The 13,967-nt window shown below is 66.2% G+C and carries 14 protein-coding genes, 1 pseudogene and 1 riboswitch; of the genes and pseudogenes, 3 read left to right on the top strand and 12 right to left on the bottom strand.

The genetic code is table 11. The features are described 5' to 3' along the window. Positions 1–30: 30 nt before the first annotated feature. The 4 genes from J7I84_RS10005 to J7I84_RS09990 all read right to left on the bottom strand — a co-directional run bounded on the left by J7I84_RS10005 (position 31) and on the right by J7I84_RS09990 (position 3,663). Complete coding sequence (locus tag J7I84_RS10005) at positions 31–987, bottom strand: hypothetical protein (RefSeq protein WP_214944043.1); 957 nt, start codon at positions 985–987, stop codon at positions 31–33. Then, complete coding sequence (locus J7I84_RS10000) at positions 984–1,535, bottom strand: RNA polymerase sigma factor (RefSeq protein WP_214944040.1); 552 nt, start codon at positions 1,533–1,535, stop codon at positions 984–986. The genes J7I84_RS10005 and J7I84_RS10000 overlap by 4 nt, the downstream gene beginning before the upstream one ends. A gap of 288 nt (positions 1,536–1,823) precedes the next feature. After that, positions 1,824–2,195, bottom strand: coding sequence for a DUF1508 domain-containing protein (locus tag J7I84_RS09995; protein ID WP_214944038.1), 372 nt, complete (start codon positions 2,193–2,195; stop codon positions 1,824–1,826). 178 nt (positions 2,196–2,373) lie between these two features. After that, positions 2,374–3,663: an adenylosuccinate synthase gene (locus J7I84_RS09990; RefSeq protein WP_214944036.1), complete on the bottom strand. Its 1,290-nt coding sequence runs from the start codon at positions 3,661–3,663 to the stop codon at positions 2,374–2,376. A 292-nt stretch (positions 3,664–3,955) separates the two neighbouring features. Next, positions 3,956–4,060, top strand: a riboswitch (SAM riboswitch). A gap of 13 nt (positions 4,061–4,073) precedes the next feature. Here J7I84_RS09990 and J7I84_RS09985 point away from each other — a divergent pair. Further along, on the top strand, positions 4,074–5,282 hold the full coding sequence (locus tag J7I84_RS09985; protein WP_214944034.1) for a cobalamin-independent methionine synthase II family protein: 1,209 nt from the start codon (positions 4,074–4,076) through the stop codon (positions 5,280–5,282). A gap of 207 nt (positions 5,283–5,489) precedes the next feature. Next, positions 5,490–6,122 (top strand): uracil-DNA glycosylase, encoded by a 633-nt coding sequence (locus tag J7I84_RS09980; RefSeq protein ID WP_214944032.1) that lies wholly within the window; start codon positions 5,490–5,492, stop codon positions 6,120–6,122. Positions 6,123–6,202: 80 nt separating this feature from the next. Here the strand turns inward: J7I84_RS09980 and J7I84_RS09975 are convergent, their stop codons facing one another. From J7I84_RS09975 to J7I84_RS09965, 3 genes are all read right to left on the bottom strand, one after another. After that, positions 6,203–6,625, bottom strand: a complete 423-nt coding sequence (locus J7I84_RS09975) for a DUF3151 domain-containing protein (RefSeq protein ID WP_214944030.1) — start codon at positions 6,623–6,625, stop codon at positions 6,203–6,205. After that, positions 6,626–7,645 (bottom strand): class II fructose-bisphosphate aldolase, encoded by a 1,020-nt coding sequence (fbaA, locus tag J7I84_RS09970; RefSeq protein WP_214944028.1) that lies wholly within the window; start codon positions 7,643–7,645, stop codon positions 6,626–6,628. 125 nt (positions 7,646–7,770) lie between these two features. Then, complete coding sequence (locus tag J7I84_RS09965) at positions 7,771–8,427, bottom strand: TrmH family RNA methyltransferase (RefSeq protein WP_251046425.1); 657 nt, start codon at positions 8,425–8,427, stop codon at positions 7,771–7,773. Between the two features lie 71 nt (positions 8,428–8,498). On the opposite strand from J7I84_RS09965, the gene J7I84_RS09960 reads away from it, so the two are divergent. After that, positions 8,499–9,335, top strand: a complete 837-nt coding sequence (locus tag J7I84_RS09960) for an HAD-IIA family hydrolase (protein ID WP_214944024.1) — start codon at positions 8,499–8,501, stop codon at positions 9,333–9,335. Here the strand turns inward: J7I84_RS09960 and J7I84_RS09955 are convergent. The 5 genes and pseudogenes from J7I84_RS09955 to J7I84_RS09935 all read right to left on the bottom strand — a co-directional run. Next, positions 9,332–10,372 carry an alpha/beta hydrolase gene (locus tag J7I84_RS09955; protein ID WP_214944022.1) on the bottom strand — a complete coding sequence of 347 codons (1,041 nt, stop codon included), beginning with the start codon at positions 10,370–10,372 and terminating at the stop codon, positions 9,332–9,334. The two genes, J7I84_RS09960 and J7I84_RS09955, sit on opposite strands and share 4 nt — an antisense overlap. Positions 10,373–10,441: 69 nt before the next feature. Next, positions 10,442–11,062 carry a hypothetical protein gene (locus tag J7I84_RS09950; protein WP_214944020.1) on the bottom strand — a complete coding sequence of 207 codons (621 nt, stop codon included), beginning with the start codon at positions 11,060–11,062 and terminating at the stop codon, positions 10,442–10,444. Positions 11,063–11,143: 81 nt separating this feature from the next. Then, complete coding sequence (locus tag J7I84_RS09945; protein ID WP_251046423.1) at positions 11,144–11,890, bottom strand: GAF and ANTAR domain-containing protein; 747 nt, start codon at positions 11,888–11,890, stop codon at positions 11,144–11,146. Between the two features lie 146 nt (positions 11,891–12,036). Next, positions 12,037–12,621: an orotate phosphoribosyltransferase gene (gene pyrE / locus J7I84_RS09940; RefSeq protein ID WP_214944219.1), complete on the bottom strand. Its 585-nt coding sequence runs from the start codon at positions 12,619–12,621 to the stop codon at positions 12,037–12,039. 48 nt (positions 12,622–12,669) lie between these two features. Beyond that, positions 12,670–13,920 (bottom strand): annotated as a pseudogene (locus J7I84_RS09935) (FAD-dependent oxidoreductase); the annotation flags it as partial. Between the last annotated feature and the right edge of the window lie 47 nt (positions 13,921–13,967).

Below are 13,967 nucleotides of genomic sequence, written 5' to 3'. Positions count from 1 at the left end.
TCCTACGGACCCGCTGTTTCTGTCTGAACGTTATTTCGCCGGAGATGCGGGTTTTTGGACATTTCCCTGCCCAGCCCCCGGGGAGCGGGTTTGGCCCTGCGCCGGCGCTGCATTGGCTGCAGGGCCTGCCGCCTTCTGTGCAGCGCCCGCTGCATCTGTGGCTGCCGGCGGGGTGTCTGATGCGGGCAGCCCAGCCTTCGCCGAACCTGAAGCCCCTGGCCCTGCCGCCGTTCCCCCCGCCACAGCTCCGGGGTCCTCCGTGCCGCTGCCGGCACCGTTGCCGTGCGAAGCAGCCCCAGCGGCCGCAGCCGCGCACACCCCAGTGCCGGCCCCGGGGTTGACCGGACCGGCACACAGCGGGGTCCCGGTATGTGCCCGTCCTGGGGCGCCGGTGCCTGCATGATCCCGGGGGAGGCGGGCGCCAAGGTCTGCGGCATCGGCGGCTCCACCGGAAGCAGCAGGTGAACCAGCGACGGCAATTTCCCCGTCGGAGGCCACCTTCGGTGCCCGGTAGCCGTAGCCGGCGGCGGACGGTTCGCCGCCGGTACTGCTCCCCGGCGCCCAATCCTCCAGCAGGTGCTCCACGGCACTGCTTCCCGATGGGGTGGAGCTGGCGGCTACTCCGCCAACACCCAGCCCCATCCCTGCCACCAGCACCAGGCCCAGCGCGGTGGGACGGTGCCGGCGGCGGCTCCGACGGAGCCCCAGTTCATCGTCCGGCTGCCCAGCGAGCTGTTCAGTTGGGTCTTCAGCAGCCACCTCCGCCGCGTGTTCACCAGGTTGTCCAGCCCGGCTGGGGTCTTCCACGGGTGACGGGCTGCCTGCTGCCAGGAGCGCGGCAAGCTCACCGGTGGGCGCCGGTGCGGGCAGCGATGCCAGGGCGCCGAGCGAGAGCAGGGCGCCCCAAAGTTCCGTGTCCTGCCCGCAGCCTGCATCCAGGAGCATCTCGTCAACGAGGCCTGCAAGGTTATCGGAGGCGGAGGTCATGGCGCGAGGTACTCCTTCACGGCGGCAAGGTCCCGGAGTTTCAGCAAGGCGCGCCGCTGAAGTTGCTTCACCGAGCCGGCACTCTTGTCCATTGCCTCCGCCGTCTGTTCCACCGTGAGGCCTCCCACCAGCCGCAGCGACAGTACCTCCCGCTGGTCGCGGGGCAGCCCGTCCAGCAGGTTCAGGACCTCCCCGGTCGAGATGCGCTGCAGGGCTTCTTCCTCCGCCGAGCTGTCTTCGCGCTGGTCAAGCCCGGGCTCGAAGGACAGCTTGACCGGAGACCGGCTTTGGCGGCGGCGGTCGTCCACCATGCGCGCGTGCGCAACGGAGAAGATGAAGGTCCGCAGCCCCGACTCACCGCCGTGCACGGTATCGAGCCGCGGCAGCACCGAAAGAAACACTTCCTGCATGGCGGCCTCCGGATCCTCGACTCCCCGGGCCGCGAGATAGCCCAGTACCTGTGATGCGTATGTCTCGTAGACGAGGCTGAAGGCAGCGGTCCCGGATATTGGCTGGTCCGGAGCCTCGGCTGTCTGTGCATCGGTCACTGACGTGGCGCTTTCCGTCAAGGCGGGTGGTGGCAGGCAAGCGCTCAGTACATCCGGAACGCTGCCCCTACCTTACCCTCCAGTAACCACTCAGCCGGAAGCGCCGCGGGCCCGGGGTAAGGGGCCAGTGGCGGGGCAGGCGGCTACGGCTGCGGAAAGACTAAAAAGGCCGGTCTGGAACGTGATGGGGGACAGGTTCCAGACCGGCGCTTCAAAGAGGTAATCGCTCCGGCGCCCCAGGGGGTTACGCGTTTTCAAAAAAACTTTTTTGGAACGGCTCCCGGCCTGTCAGCGGGCTGCTGTCTTTGTCCAGCGCGGAGCCGCGGCGTACCGGCGCGGCGCATTTGCCAGTGGGAAGGCGTGCAGCGTGGAGGGCGTGCGTTCCTCCCTGCAGGCGGGAACGACGGCGTCGGGCAGCTCGGCGGGGACTGCGGCGGCAGCCGCAACGGGTACAGCCGCGGTACGGGATACGGTTCCGGCGGGACAAAGGTCGGTCACCAGGCCGGTCCCGGCGCATTCACGCACCGCAGCGATTCCCGCCACCACGGCGGCCTTGTCCTCAAAGGGGCCAGAGACCGCGATTACCGCCCCGTCCGGAGAAAGGAGCCGGAACCGGAAGAACGAATCAGCGTCGATGAATGCTTCAAACTTTCCGGCCATGACGATCCTTCCTTGGGCACCAGGTGGTACTGACGAGTCTGGCTGCGGCGCCGGCAGCCTTACAAGACCGTCCGCGTAAAGCCTGTGTAAATTGCTTCCCACCCCGCTAAAGAACAAGCGGCAGGCCACCCGCAAAGGTGGCCTGCCGCCGTCGTGATGCCTGCTCCGGAAATGCGCGTCAGTCGTTGATGAGGTCGTTCACCACGATGGTCTGGTCCCGGTCCGGGCCCACGCCAATGGCCGAGAAACGCGTTCCGGAAAGCTTCTCCAGCGCCAGGACGTAGTTGCGGGCGTTCTCCGGCAGGTCCGCCAGGGTGCGGGCGCCTGTGATGTCCTCGGTCCAGCCGTCGAAGTACTCGAAGATGGGCTTGGCGTGGTGGAACTCGGTCTGCGTCATGGGCATTTCATCGTGCCGGACACCGTCCACGTCGTACGCCACGCACACCGGGATCTGCTCGATGCCGGTGAGGACGTCCAGCTTGGTGACGAAGTAGTCGGTGAAGCCGTTGACGCGGGAAGCGTGGCGCGCCAGCACGGCGTCGTACCAGCCGCAGCGGCGCGGCCGGCCCGTGTTGACGCCAAACTCCCCGCCGGTCTTCTGCAGGTACACGCCCATCTCGTCGAAGAGCTCCGTGGGGAACGGTCCGGCGCCAACGCGGGTGGTGTAGGCCTTGATGATGCCGATGGAGCGGGAGATGCGGGTGGGGCCGATGCCGGAGCCAACCGAAGCGCCACCGGCGGTGGGGTTGGAGGAGGTCACGAACGGGTAGGTGCCGTGGTCCACGTCCAGGAACGTTGCCTGGCCGCCCTCCATCAGGACTACCTTGCCCTCGTCCAGGGCGGAATTGAGGACCAGGGTGCTGTCGATGACCAGCGGGCGCAGGCGTTCGGCGAAGGACAGGAAGTACTCCACGATCTCGTCCACCACAACGCTGCGGCGGTTGTAGACCTTGACCAGGAGTTCGTTCTTCTGCCTCAGCGAGCCTTCCACCTTCTGGCGGAGGATGGATTCGTCGAAGACGTCCTGGACGCGGATGCCCAGCCGGGCCACCTTGTCCATATAGGCGGGGCCGATGCCGCGGCCGGTGGTGCCGATGGCGCGGCTGCCCAGGAAGCGTTCGGTCACCTTGTCCAGCACCTGGTGGTAAGGGGCCACCAGGTGGGCGTTGGCGGAGACCCGCAGTTTTGAGGTGTCGGCGCCGCGCGCCTGGAGTCCGTCGATTTCCTGGAAGAGGGCCTCGAGGTTCACCACGCAGCCGTTGCCGATCACAGGAATGGCGTTGGGACTGAGAATGCCTGCCGGCAGCAGCTTGAGTTCGTACTTTTCACCGCCTACGACGACGGTGTGCCCGGCGTTGTTGCCGCCGTTGGGCTTGACGACGTAGTCAACACGGCCGCCCAGCAGGTCGGTGGCCTTGCCTTTTCCTTCGTCGCCCCACTGGGCTCCTACGATCACAATTGCTGGCATGGGATCCTCCCCCATTCGTTCGGGCTGCCCGGGCCCGGCCACCAGGTGGCAGGTCCATGCAGCGCCGTTCATGAGAATGCCCCGAACATACCGGCCTTCGCGCAGCCGCAGCACGGCTCAGCGAAGCAAGAGTTCCGGGGCTCTTACCACCCAAGTTTAGCCGATAGGGCACTTTGTCCACTGTTGAGGCCCGCCGGGTGGCGGCAAGGGGCGGAGGCAGCATCGTCAGCCCGGGCGCGACATAAAACGGCGCAGACTTGCCCAAGGGCAGGCATCTCGAATTAAGTGAGAGTAACCATCCGGAGCGGCCGAGAGACCTGGCTCGATGACGCCGCAGCAACCACGGCCAGGCAGGATTCCTGCCGGCCGAAGGTGCTACTGCCAGGACCGATGGAAAGGAAGATTCCAGCATGTCCCTGAACACCGACCACATCCGCGTCACCCACGCAGGTTCCTTACCCCGCACCCCGGAACTCATCGCGGCCAACGCCGCCAAGGAAACCGACGGCGTCACCCCGGAATTCCTGGAACTGCTTGAAGCCTCCGTGGTGGTTGTGGTGCAGCGCCAGAAAGACCTCGGCATCGACATTCCCAACGACGGCGAATACGGGCACACCATGTCCAGCTCCGTGGATTACGGCGCCTGGTGGAACTACTCCTTCGCCCGGCTCGGCGGCCTGGAGCCGACCAATGTGGACCGCTGGGCCGATGCGCAGGTGCGCCGCTCGTCCCCCGGCAACGTGGTCCTGACCTCCTTCCCCGACCGGCGGGACAGGCAGGCGTTCAACGAGGCCTACAACGATCCCTCCTCGGGCATCCTGGCCCACCGCAAGAGCGTCACCCAGCCCAAGATCGCCGGGCCCCTGACCTACACAGGCCAGGACCTGGTGGCATCGGACATCAGGAACCTGAAGACCGGGCTCGCTGCCGCAGGGCTTTCGGACGGCTTCGTGGCGTCCCTCTCCCCCGGCTCCTGCGCCCGCGTGGCCAACGAGTACTACGCGTCGGACGAGGAACTCGTCTACGCCTGCGCCGATGCCATGCGGGAGGAATACAAGGCGATCATCGACGCGGGCCTCACCGTGCAGCTCGACGATCCGTCCCTGGCCGAGAGCTGGGACCAGATCAATCCGGAGCCGTCCCTGGAGGACTACCTGAAGTTCATCCAGCTGCGCGTGGAGGCCACCAACTGGGCGTTGCGGGACCTGCCGCAGGAACAGATCCGGCTGCACGTCTGCTGGGGTTCCTGGCACGGCCCGCACACCACGGACATCCCCTTAGCCGACATCATCGGCTCGGTGCTGCAGGTCAACGCAGGCGCGTACTCCTTCGAAGCGGCCAACGTCCGCCACGAGCACGAGTGGCGGGTTTGGGAGGACACCAAGCTCCCGGAGGGCAAGGTGATCATCCCGGGCGTCGTGTCGCATGCCACCAACGTGGTAGAACACCCCGACCTGGTGGCAGACCGCATCGTCCGCTTCGCCGAGGTGGTGGGCCGCGAGAACGTCATCGCCTCCACCGACTGCGGTCTCGGCGGCCGGGTCCACCCGCAGATCGCCTTCGCCAAACTGGAAGCCCTCGGTGAGGGGGCCCGTCGGGCAACCACCCGCCTCTGGTAGCACCCATCTCCGCTCAACACGCCGGCTGTACCTTCCGTCACTTCGGAAGGGCCGCCGGCGTTTCGTTTCCCTTGGCTTGCTAAACTGGTCTAGGCCGACCAGGAATCGGTCCACTCCATTTTCAATCCAGCCCGGTTGCCGCGTCCCCTCGTGCGCCCTTTTCCGGCCTGGACGCAGCACCGAGCCCCACAGGAGACACCGCACTTCATGACAGCCCTGGCACCAGAATCCCTCTCCGAACAGCTCCTGAACCGCCGTTACGACCCCAGCGTTGCCGCCGTCAACGAACTGTGTGATTCCCTGCAGGGTGCCAAGCCCGGAAGCGTGGTCCCGTACGTGGATCCCATGCACGACGTGGACGAGTGCCGCATCATCAGCCTGTTCTCCAACATCGGTGAGGCGGACCCGTCCGGGTTCATCACGGCCGGGGACCAGGACGCAGCCACCCGCATGCTTGGCCTTCAGTGGAAGCTGGGCCTGCGCCCCGAGTTCGTGATGCCGTGGAACGTCCACCCCTGGCACGTCCCCGGCGAAGCCAACGGCAAGTTCACTCCGGACCAGATCCAGGCAGGCCTGAAGCCACTGCTGAAGTTCCTGGCCCTGGTGCCCCGCGCCTCGGTGATCGTGGCGCACGGCACCGAAGCGAACCGCCTGGCCAACCTGCTGCTGAAGACCGAGGTGCCCCTGCTGTGGCGACGCGGCCTGAAGACCTACAAGGTGCGGTCACTGAGCGGCCGCGCTTTCGCCGGTTCCCCGGTGCGCCAGGAGGAGTACCTCGAGGACATGCGCGCGGCCTACGCAGACGCGATGGCGCGCACGGGCATCGCCCGCAAGGCGTAGCCAGCAGCTTAAACAGACGACGACGGGTGGCCACCTTCCAGGGGTGACCACCCGTCGTCGTCGTTTAAGCGAGTGAGGCTTTACCTGGCCTCGATGGCTGCCTTCGCCGTGGGGTCGGAGTCGTTGAGGAACTTTTCGATCCGCTCCGGTTCGTCCGCCTCGCCGATGGCCGACGAAGCCCTGCCCAGGGAGTAAAGGGCCCGCAGGAATCCGCGGTTGGGCTCGTGCTCCCAAGGAATGGGGCCAACGCCGCGCCAGCCGTTGCGGCGCAGTGCGTCCAGGCCCCGGTGGTAGCCCACCCGGGCGTAGGCGTAGGAGTCGATGGTGCGGCCCTCCCTCCACGCCTCCTCAGCCAGCACGGCCCAGAGCAGCGAGGACGTAGGGTGCTTCTTGACCAGGTCCAGGGCCTCATGGCCAGCCTCGAGCTGCCCGTAAACCTCGGTTTCGGCAGGCAGGAGCGTGGGTTCCGGCCCCATCAGGTTCCTGCGGAACTCATCGGACATCTAGAAGGTCTTTCCGGCCGAGCCGAGCTGCTTGGTGGCTTCCACCACGCGGGCTGCCAGGCCGGCTTCGGCGGAGGCGCCCCAGACACGGGGGTCATAGGTCTTCTTGTTGCCCACTTCGCCATCCACTTTCAGGACGCCGTCGTAGTTCTTGAACATGTGGTCCGCCACCGGACGCGTGTAGGCGTACTGGGTGTCGGTGTCGATGTTCATCTTGATCACGCCGTAGGAGACGGCGTCGGCAATTTCCTGGTCCGAGGAGCCGGAGCCACCGTGGAACACCAGGTCGAACGGGTTGTCCTTGCCGATCTTGGCACCCACCTGGGCCTGGATGTCCTTCAGGATCTCCGGGCGCAGCTTGACGCCACCGGGCTTGTACACCCCGTGGACGTTGCCGAAGGTCAGGGCCGTGATGTAGCGGCCGTTGTCACCGGCGCCGAGGGCGTCGATGGTGGCCAAAGCGTCCTCCACCGTGGTGTAGAGCTTGTCGTTGATGGCGTTCTCCACGCCGTCTTCCTCGCCGCCGACGGTGCCGATCTCAACCTCAAGGATCATCTTGGCGGCCGCGGTGCGCTGCAGCAGGTCGCGGGCGATGCGCAGGTTCTCCTGCAGTGTCTCGGCGGAGCCGTCCCACATGTGCGAGTTGAACAGCGGATTGCGGCCGGCCTTGACCTCAGCCTCGGACGCTTCGAGAAGGGGCAGGACGAAGCCGTCCAGCTTGTCCTTGGGGCAGTGGTCCGTGTGCAGGGCGATGTTCACGCCATAGTTTTTGGCAACTTCGCGGGCAAAAGCCGCAAAGCCCAGGGAACCGGCAACCATGTCCTTGGTGGAGGCGCCGGACCAGTAGGCCGCGCCACCGGTGGAAACCTGCACGATGCCGTCGGACTCCGCCTCGGCGAAACCGCGGAGTGCCGCGTTGAGCGTCTGCGAGGACGTGACGTTCACGGCCGGGAACGCGAAGCCGCCCGCCTTTGCGCGGTCGATCATCTCGGCGTAGATCTCTGGGGTTGCAATGGGCATGCTGGCTCCTCTGCTGAGTTTTGTCTGTGGGTGGATAACCCTCAAATAGACCGCTTACGGCTTGGCACCATCCTAGCCATTCCCGGCCCATGAGTGCTCTGGGTTACGCCCCGCCCGCACCCGGACTACACATGCTGGTTGAAGACGTGCCGTCGGATCCAGGCGTGCATCGCGATGGCGGCGGCGGAAGCGGCGTTGATGGACCGGGTGGAGCCGAACTGCTCAATGGACAGTGTGGCGACGGCGGCCTGGTGGACGTCCGGGGTCAGGCCCGGCCCCTCCTGCCCGAAGACCAGCACGCAGTCGCGCGGCAGCTCGTACGTCTCCAAAGGCACCGAGTCCGGGAAAATGTCGATCCCGATGATCGCCAGCCCCTCCCCCTGCGCCCACTGGACGAAGTCCTCAACCGTGGGGTGGTGGCGGACGTGCTGGTAGCGGTCGGTGACCATGGCACCGCGCCGGTTCCACCGCCGTCGGCCGATGATGTGCACCTCTTTGGCCAGGAAAGCGTTGGCCGTGCGCACCACGGTGCCGATGTTCAGGTCGTGCTGCCAGTTTTCAATGGCCACGTGGAAGTTGTGCCGCCGCGAATCGAGCTCCGCCACGATGGCGTCGTGCTTCCAGTACCGGTATTTGTCCAGGACGTTGCGCCGGTCGCCGTCGGCCAGGAGGTCTGGATCCCAGTGGTCGCCTTCCGGCAGCTCCCCTTCCCAGGGCCCGACGCCGACCTCCACCTTCGCGGGTTCGGCCTCCCCAGGCTGGTGGTCGGGTTCGTCTGTCATGCCGGGCGTTTGGTTCACCCTTCAACACTAGACTGGACTCTTCGGGCAACCATCACAGGCGGAGGCAGGGCATGGCAGACGAGGACCAGGTAGCAGGCAACCCTGCGGTATACCGCAGCGGCCAGGAGATTGAGTGCTGGCTGACGGACATGGATGGCGTCCTGGTCCATGAGAACCAGCCCATCCCCGGGGCGGCGGAACTGATCCAGCGCTGGGTGGATACGTCCAAGCGGTTCCTGGTGCTGACGAACAACTCCATCTTCACCCCGCGCGACCTTGCGGCCCGCCTGCGCGCGTCCGGCCTGGAAATCCCGGAAGAGAACATCTGGACCTCCGCCCTTGCCACGGCCCAGTTCCTCAAGGACCAGGTGTCCGCCGGAGGTGCGGAGTCGGGCAACCGCGCCTACACCATCGGCGAGGCAGGGCTGACGACGGCGCTGCACGAGGCCGGCTTCATCCTCACCGACCAGAGCCCTGACTTCGTGGTGCTCGGCGAGACGCGCACGTACTCTTTCGAGGCAATCACCACAGCGATTCGCCTGATCCTCGCCGGCGCCCGGTTCATCGCCACCAACCCGGATGCCACGGGCCCCTCCAAGGACGGTCCCATGCCGGCCACCGGCGCCATCGCGGCCCTGATCACCAAGGCCACCGGCCGTGAACCGTACATTGTGGGCAAGCCGAACCCCATGATGTTCCGGTCCGCGATGAACCAGATCGATGCACACTCCGAAACCACCGCCATGATCGGTGACCGGATGGACACCGACATCATTGCCGGCATGGAGGCGGGCCTGCACACCGTCCTGGTCCTCAGCGGCATCACGCACAAGGACGACATCGCCGCGTACCCGTTCCGGCCCAACCAGGTGCTGAACTCCGTGGCGGACCTGAAGAACCAGATCTAGAAGATACTGACCCGCGAACCGCCCCGGGGCAGCGGGAAGTTATCGTCCAGCAGCTCCGTGACCAGGGGCCGGTAGATCTGCGGGTTCCAGCCGGGACTGGCATGGGCGGGCACGGCACCGGTGGTTTGCAGGTTGCTTGAGACCATGTTGTCCTTGAACACCACCGCCCAGGTTTCGGCTGCGGTCTCGTAGTCAACGGTCCCGTCCTTGGGGTTGCCGATGTAGGCCATCTTGGCCGTTCCCAGCTTCCCGGCGAACTGGCTTCCCTCGAAGTGGTAGATGTAGGCGGACTCCGTCTGGACCAGGACATTGGACGGGGCGATCGGTGACAGCTGCTCCAGCGTCTGGTTCAGGACCTGGCGCCAGCTCCGTTCGTCCTTGTGGATGATCCTCTCCCCCAGTTCATACCCTCCGCGCAGGGTGGAGGGGATCCTGACGCCGCTTTCGTAAAGGAACACCACGCCGTCGAACCAGCTTTGGTCCAGGACGTCGTGGGCGCTGTAGGGGCTGGAGTCCAGGAGGATGAACTGCACCTGGACGTCCTGCAGGGCCAGGAGCCGGGCCGCCACCTGGGTGGCAAGCATGCCGCCGAAACTGTGCCCGTAGAAAAAGAGTTTTGTGATCTTCTCGGCAGCGACATAGTCCGTGATCGCGTTGACCACCTCAGTGATGTTCAGCCCCAGGTTGGAGTATCCGACGGCGGCCAGCCGGGCGCGTTTGTTCAGCGCGCCGCGGAGCGTGTTCAGGATCCACTGCGCCTCTTCCCAGCTGGTTTTGTACCCGGGGAACAGGAACCAGCTGGCGTCCGGGTAATAGGCGTCGGCGAAGTCGTCGGCGACTGCCAGGATCCTGGTGCTCCGGCGCTGCGACTGCACTTCACGGGTCACCAGCATGTCAGCGGCCAGCAGCCCGGAGGCGCCGGCGCCGGCCAGGAACGTGCGTCGCGAAAAGCGTTTGAGGGCAGCCGCTTGCGCCAGCAGCCGGGCGTCGGAGACCCCGCGCCGGTTCTGCGGCTTGACCTCCCCCTCATACGGCACAGTCCTACCGTAAGCCCACCCAAAGGTGGCGCCGCAATGTGGGGGCCTATCCGATTGGTGACGCAGAGGTCAGCTGGCTGCCTGTCCTTCCGCGGCCGGGAAGGGGGACTGGGGTTCCTGCTGGCGGCGAAGGATTTCCAGGCCGATGTCGTTGTAGCGGCCCAGGAGGTCAGCGCCGTCGGCTGCCTCCGGGCTGTCCAGCAAGGCAAAGGCGGAGTCGCTGGCGCGCAGTAGCTCCTGGTCGCTGTATTCGGTCAGCGGGCGGCCGTACAGCTCCTCGATCCACATCACCGGCAACTGGGGGAACTCGCCGGCAAAATCGCCGCCGGGGAAAAGCTCCCTGACGTCGTCGTCCATCGGGAGGGGCTGGCGGCTTGAAGCGCCTTCTGTTGCCCAGTCATACGCGGCGGCCGCGAACTGGAGGGACACCCCTGCGGGCGGAACGCCCGGCACTGAGTTGCTGTCCATGGCGTTGAGGTCGCTGCGCAGTCCTGCCAGCGCGGAGGACTCAACAAGTACCGCCTGCGAAAGATCGACGCAGATGCGGCAGCGGATGCCCATCCTCCGGACGCGGCGGATGATGTGGACCAGTTCAGCACGGGAGTCGTGGTGAAGGGTCCCCCGGACTTCAATCCGGACGATGTCCGCAGGGACATCAAGGTTAACGAGTGCGTCTAATGCGCGGTCCATAGGTACTCCAAAAGAGGTCTATGGCCGACGGCTCAACCTCCGCAAGCGTAACGTGCACGGAAGCCCGTACACAAGCCGCCCTTAGGCGCTCCGCCCCGGACTCACCCTGCCCGGCTCCTGGTAGTGGGTGCGCGCACCGGCGCCGCCCACCGAATCCACTAAGGACCTGGCAATGTCCCGCAGTTTGGTGTTGCTGTTGCTGGACGCCTCGGTGAGGATCTCGACCGCGGCTTCCTGGCTGCACCGGTTCTGCGCCATGACGATGCCGATGGCAATGTCGATGATGGTCCTCGACTCCAGCGTGGCCCGGAGGTTGGACGCACTGTCTGCGTGCAGCGAGAACCGGACAGCCAGCCGCAGGGCCTCCGAGATTTCCCGGGTGAAGCCCCGGGCCCGGTCCGCGGCCTGCCCATCAAACTTGCGCGGGGCGTCGGAGTAGAGGTTCAGTGCCGCCTTGGCCTCACCCTGGAGGTTGAACGGCAAGGAAAGCACCGAGCGCAACCCGTGGGAGGCAACCGCAGAAGCGTAGTCCGGACCCCACCGGTCCTCCTGCGTAAGGTCCGGGACGTAGACTTCGCGTTCGTCCTCTGCTGCGGTCAGGCAGGGCCCCTGGGAGAGGGAGTACTGGATTTCGTCCACTTCGCGGGCCAACTCGCTGCTCCAGCCGATAGTGGCTGCCTTCCGGTCGCGGAGCAGCGTGATGCCGCACAGGGCGTCATCACCGTCGCCTGCCATCTGGTGCGCGGAAAAGCGCGCCAACTCGTTGAGGAAGTCCTCAAAATCGGCGCTTTCCAGGATGAGGTTCTGGACCTGGTCGGTAGCGCTCAAGGGCTGTTGTGGGGGGAGCAAGATGCAGGGTCTCCAAGCAACTGAAAAGTGTTAACGCATATGATATTGCAGCTTTGCTCACCGGGCCAACAGCCGGGCCCTGCGCGTCCCCGGAGCCGGACCTGGCCTGGCCGGCTCCCCTGGCGTCAGGCCAGTCCGAGTTCGTCTTTGCCGAATGCGAACAGGTAGGGAACACCGGTTTCAGCTTCGATTTTTTCCTTTGCACCGGTATCGCGGTCCACGATCACCGCCACCGCCACGACGTTCCCACCGGCTTTCCGGACGCCTTCCACCGCGGTCAGCGCTGAACCGCCCGTAGTGGACGTGTCCTCCAGGACCAGGACCTTGCGGCCCTCAACGGACGGGCCCTCCACCTGCCGGCCCATGCCGTAGGACTTCTGGGCCTTGCGGACCACGAAAGCGTCAACCGCCCGGCCGGCATCAACGGCTGCGTGCATCACCGCGGTACCAACCGGGTCGGCGCCCATGGTGAGCCCTCCGGCGCACTCGAAGTCAATGCCGGCGTCATCCGCCAAAGCCAGCATTACCTGGCCCACCAGCTTGGACGCCTCGTGGTGCAGCGTAATGCGGCGCAGGTCGATGTAATAATCGGCCTCGGCCCCGCTGGAGAGGATCACCTTGCCGCGGACCACGGCGAGTTCCTTGATCAGTTCGAGCAGTCGGGCGCGGGCAGCTGCGGTGTCTACCGCAGTGTCAGTGGGCGAAGTCATGGCCCCAAGTTTAGTGGGTGGGCGGACCGTGAGCGGGCGGGCGAACCCTGGGGCGTGCTCTGGGCGCGGTCCGATTGCGATGACGCGGGGCAGGACACGTTTGACCACGGGGTTGTGGCGCAGGATGAAGAAAAGCATGCGCTGGACGGAGAACGGGGCCTTGCCGGCGAGCATGTGACCGGACAATGTCCCTGCGAAGAGTGGAACGAACACAACCCGGTGCATGATGCGCTGCACGGCCTGGACCACTACCGTGGGCATGCGGCGGCGGCGCTGGATTGCCGCCAGGGTCCTGGTCCGCACCTTCCCTTGGCGCAGGTCAGGGGCCAGGCGTTCCGCGGCCGCCACTGCGTCCTGGATGGCAAGGTTGATGCCCACCCCGCCGGCGGGCGACATCGCGTGCGCTGCATCGCCGATACACAGGAAGCCGTCGACGTACCAGCGCCGCAGGCGGTTCAGCCTGACGTCCAGCCAGTGGAGGTCCGCCAGGCTGTGGATGGAATCAACGCGGTCGGCGAGGTCCGGGCGCAGTGCCGCCACCCGTTGGCGGAACTGTTCCACGCCGCCTTCCCGGATCCTGGCGTCAGAGCCCTTGGGGGCGAGGTAGCCCATCTGGTAGTAGTCGGTGCGGTTGAGCGCGATCATGGCGTCCCGGTCCCCCAGCGAGGGCACCACACCGGCAACCTCGCCTTGGTCGGAGGCATGCCGCGGGATTTTGAACCACCAGGTGTCGAAGGGCACCGGGTACTCCATGGCCTGCATCCCTGCTGCCCGGCGCAGCACTGAGTGCCTGCCGTCCGCGGCCACCACGACGTCGGCGTGCAGGACCTTTTCAGGGCCCGCCGCACCGTCACCGGTGGACCGGTAGCGCACACCTGTGACGCGTCCGCCGTCGAACTCCAAGCCGGTGGCCTCGGTTTCCATGAGCAGGGTAAACGTCGGCTCCGCGGCGGCAGCCGAGGCGATGAAATCCAGGAAGTCCCATTGGGGCATCATGGCCACGTAGTTGTACGGGGGTTTCAGGGAGTCGAAGGCCGCCAGGGTGACCAGGCCGGCGCCGGGGACCGGAACGGCGACGTTGTTCAGCCGGCTTTGCGGCAGCTCCCGGAATCCGGCCCCCAACCCCAGCTCGTCGATCAGCCGGATCGTGGAGGCATGCACCGTGTCACCGCGGAAATCCCGCAGGAAGTCACGGTGCTTCTCCAGGACGGCCACGTGCACTCCGGCCCGTGCCAGCAGCAAGCCCAGCATCATTCCCGCCGGGCCCCCGCCCACCACGGCACATCCCGTCCGCTCCATGCACATAAACTACGCCGCGCAAGGCCAGCCCGGAACAGTTGAGGGTT

This window comes from Arthrobacter sp. ISL-85 (assembly GCF_018613675.1).
GTDB lineage: Bacteria > Actinomycetota > Actinomycetes > Actinomycetales > Micrococcaceae > Arthrobacter.
The sequence above is the reverse complement of the archived record's forward strand: the minus strand, read 5'-3'. Positions and strand labels throughout refer to the sequence as shown.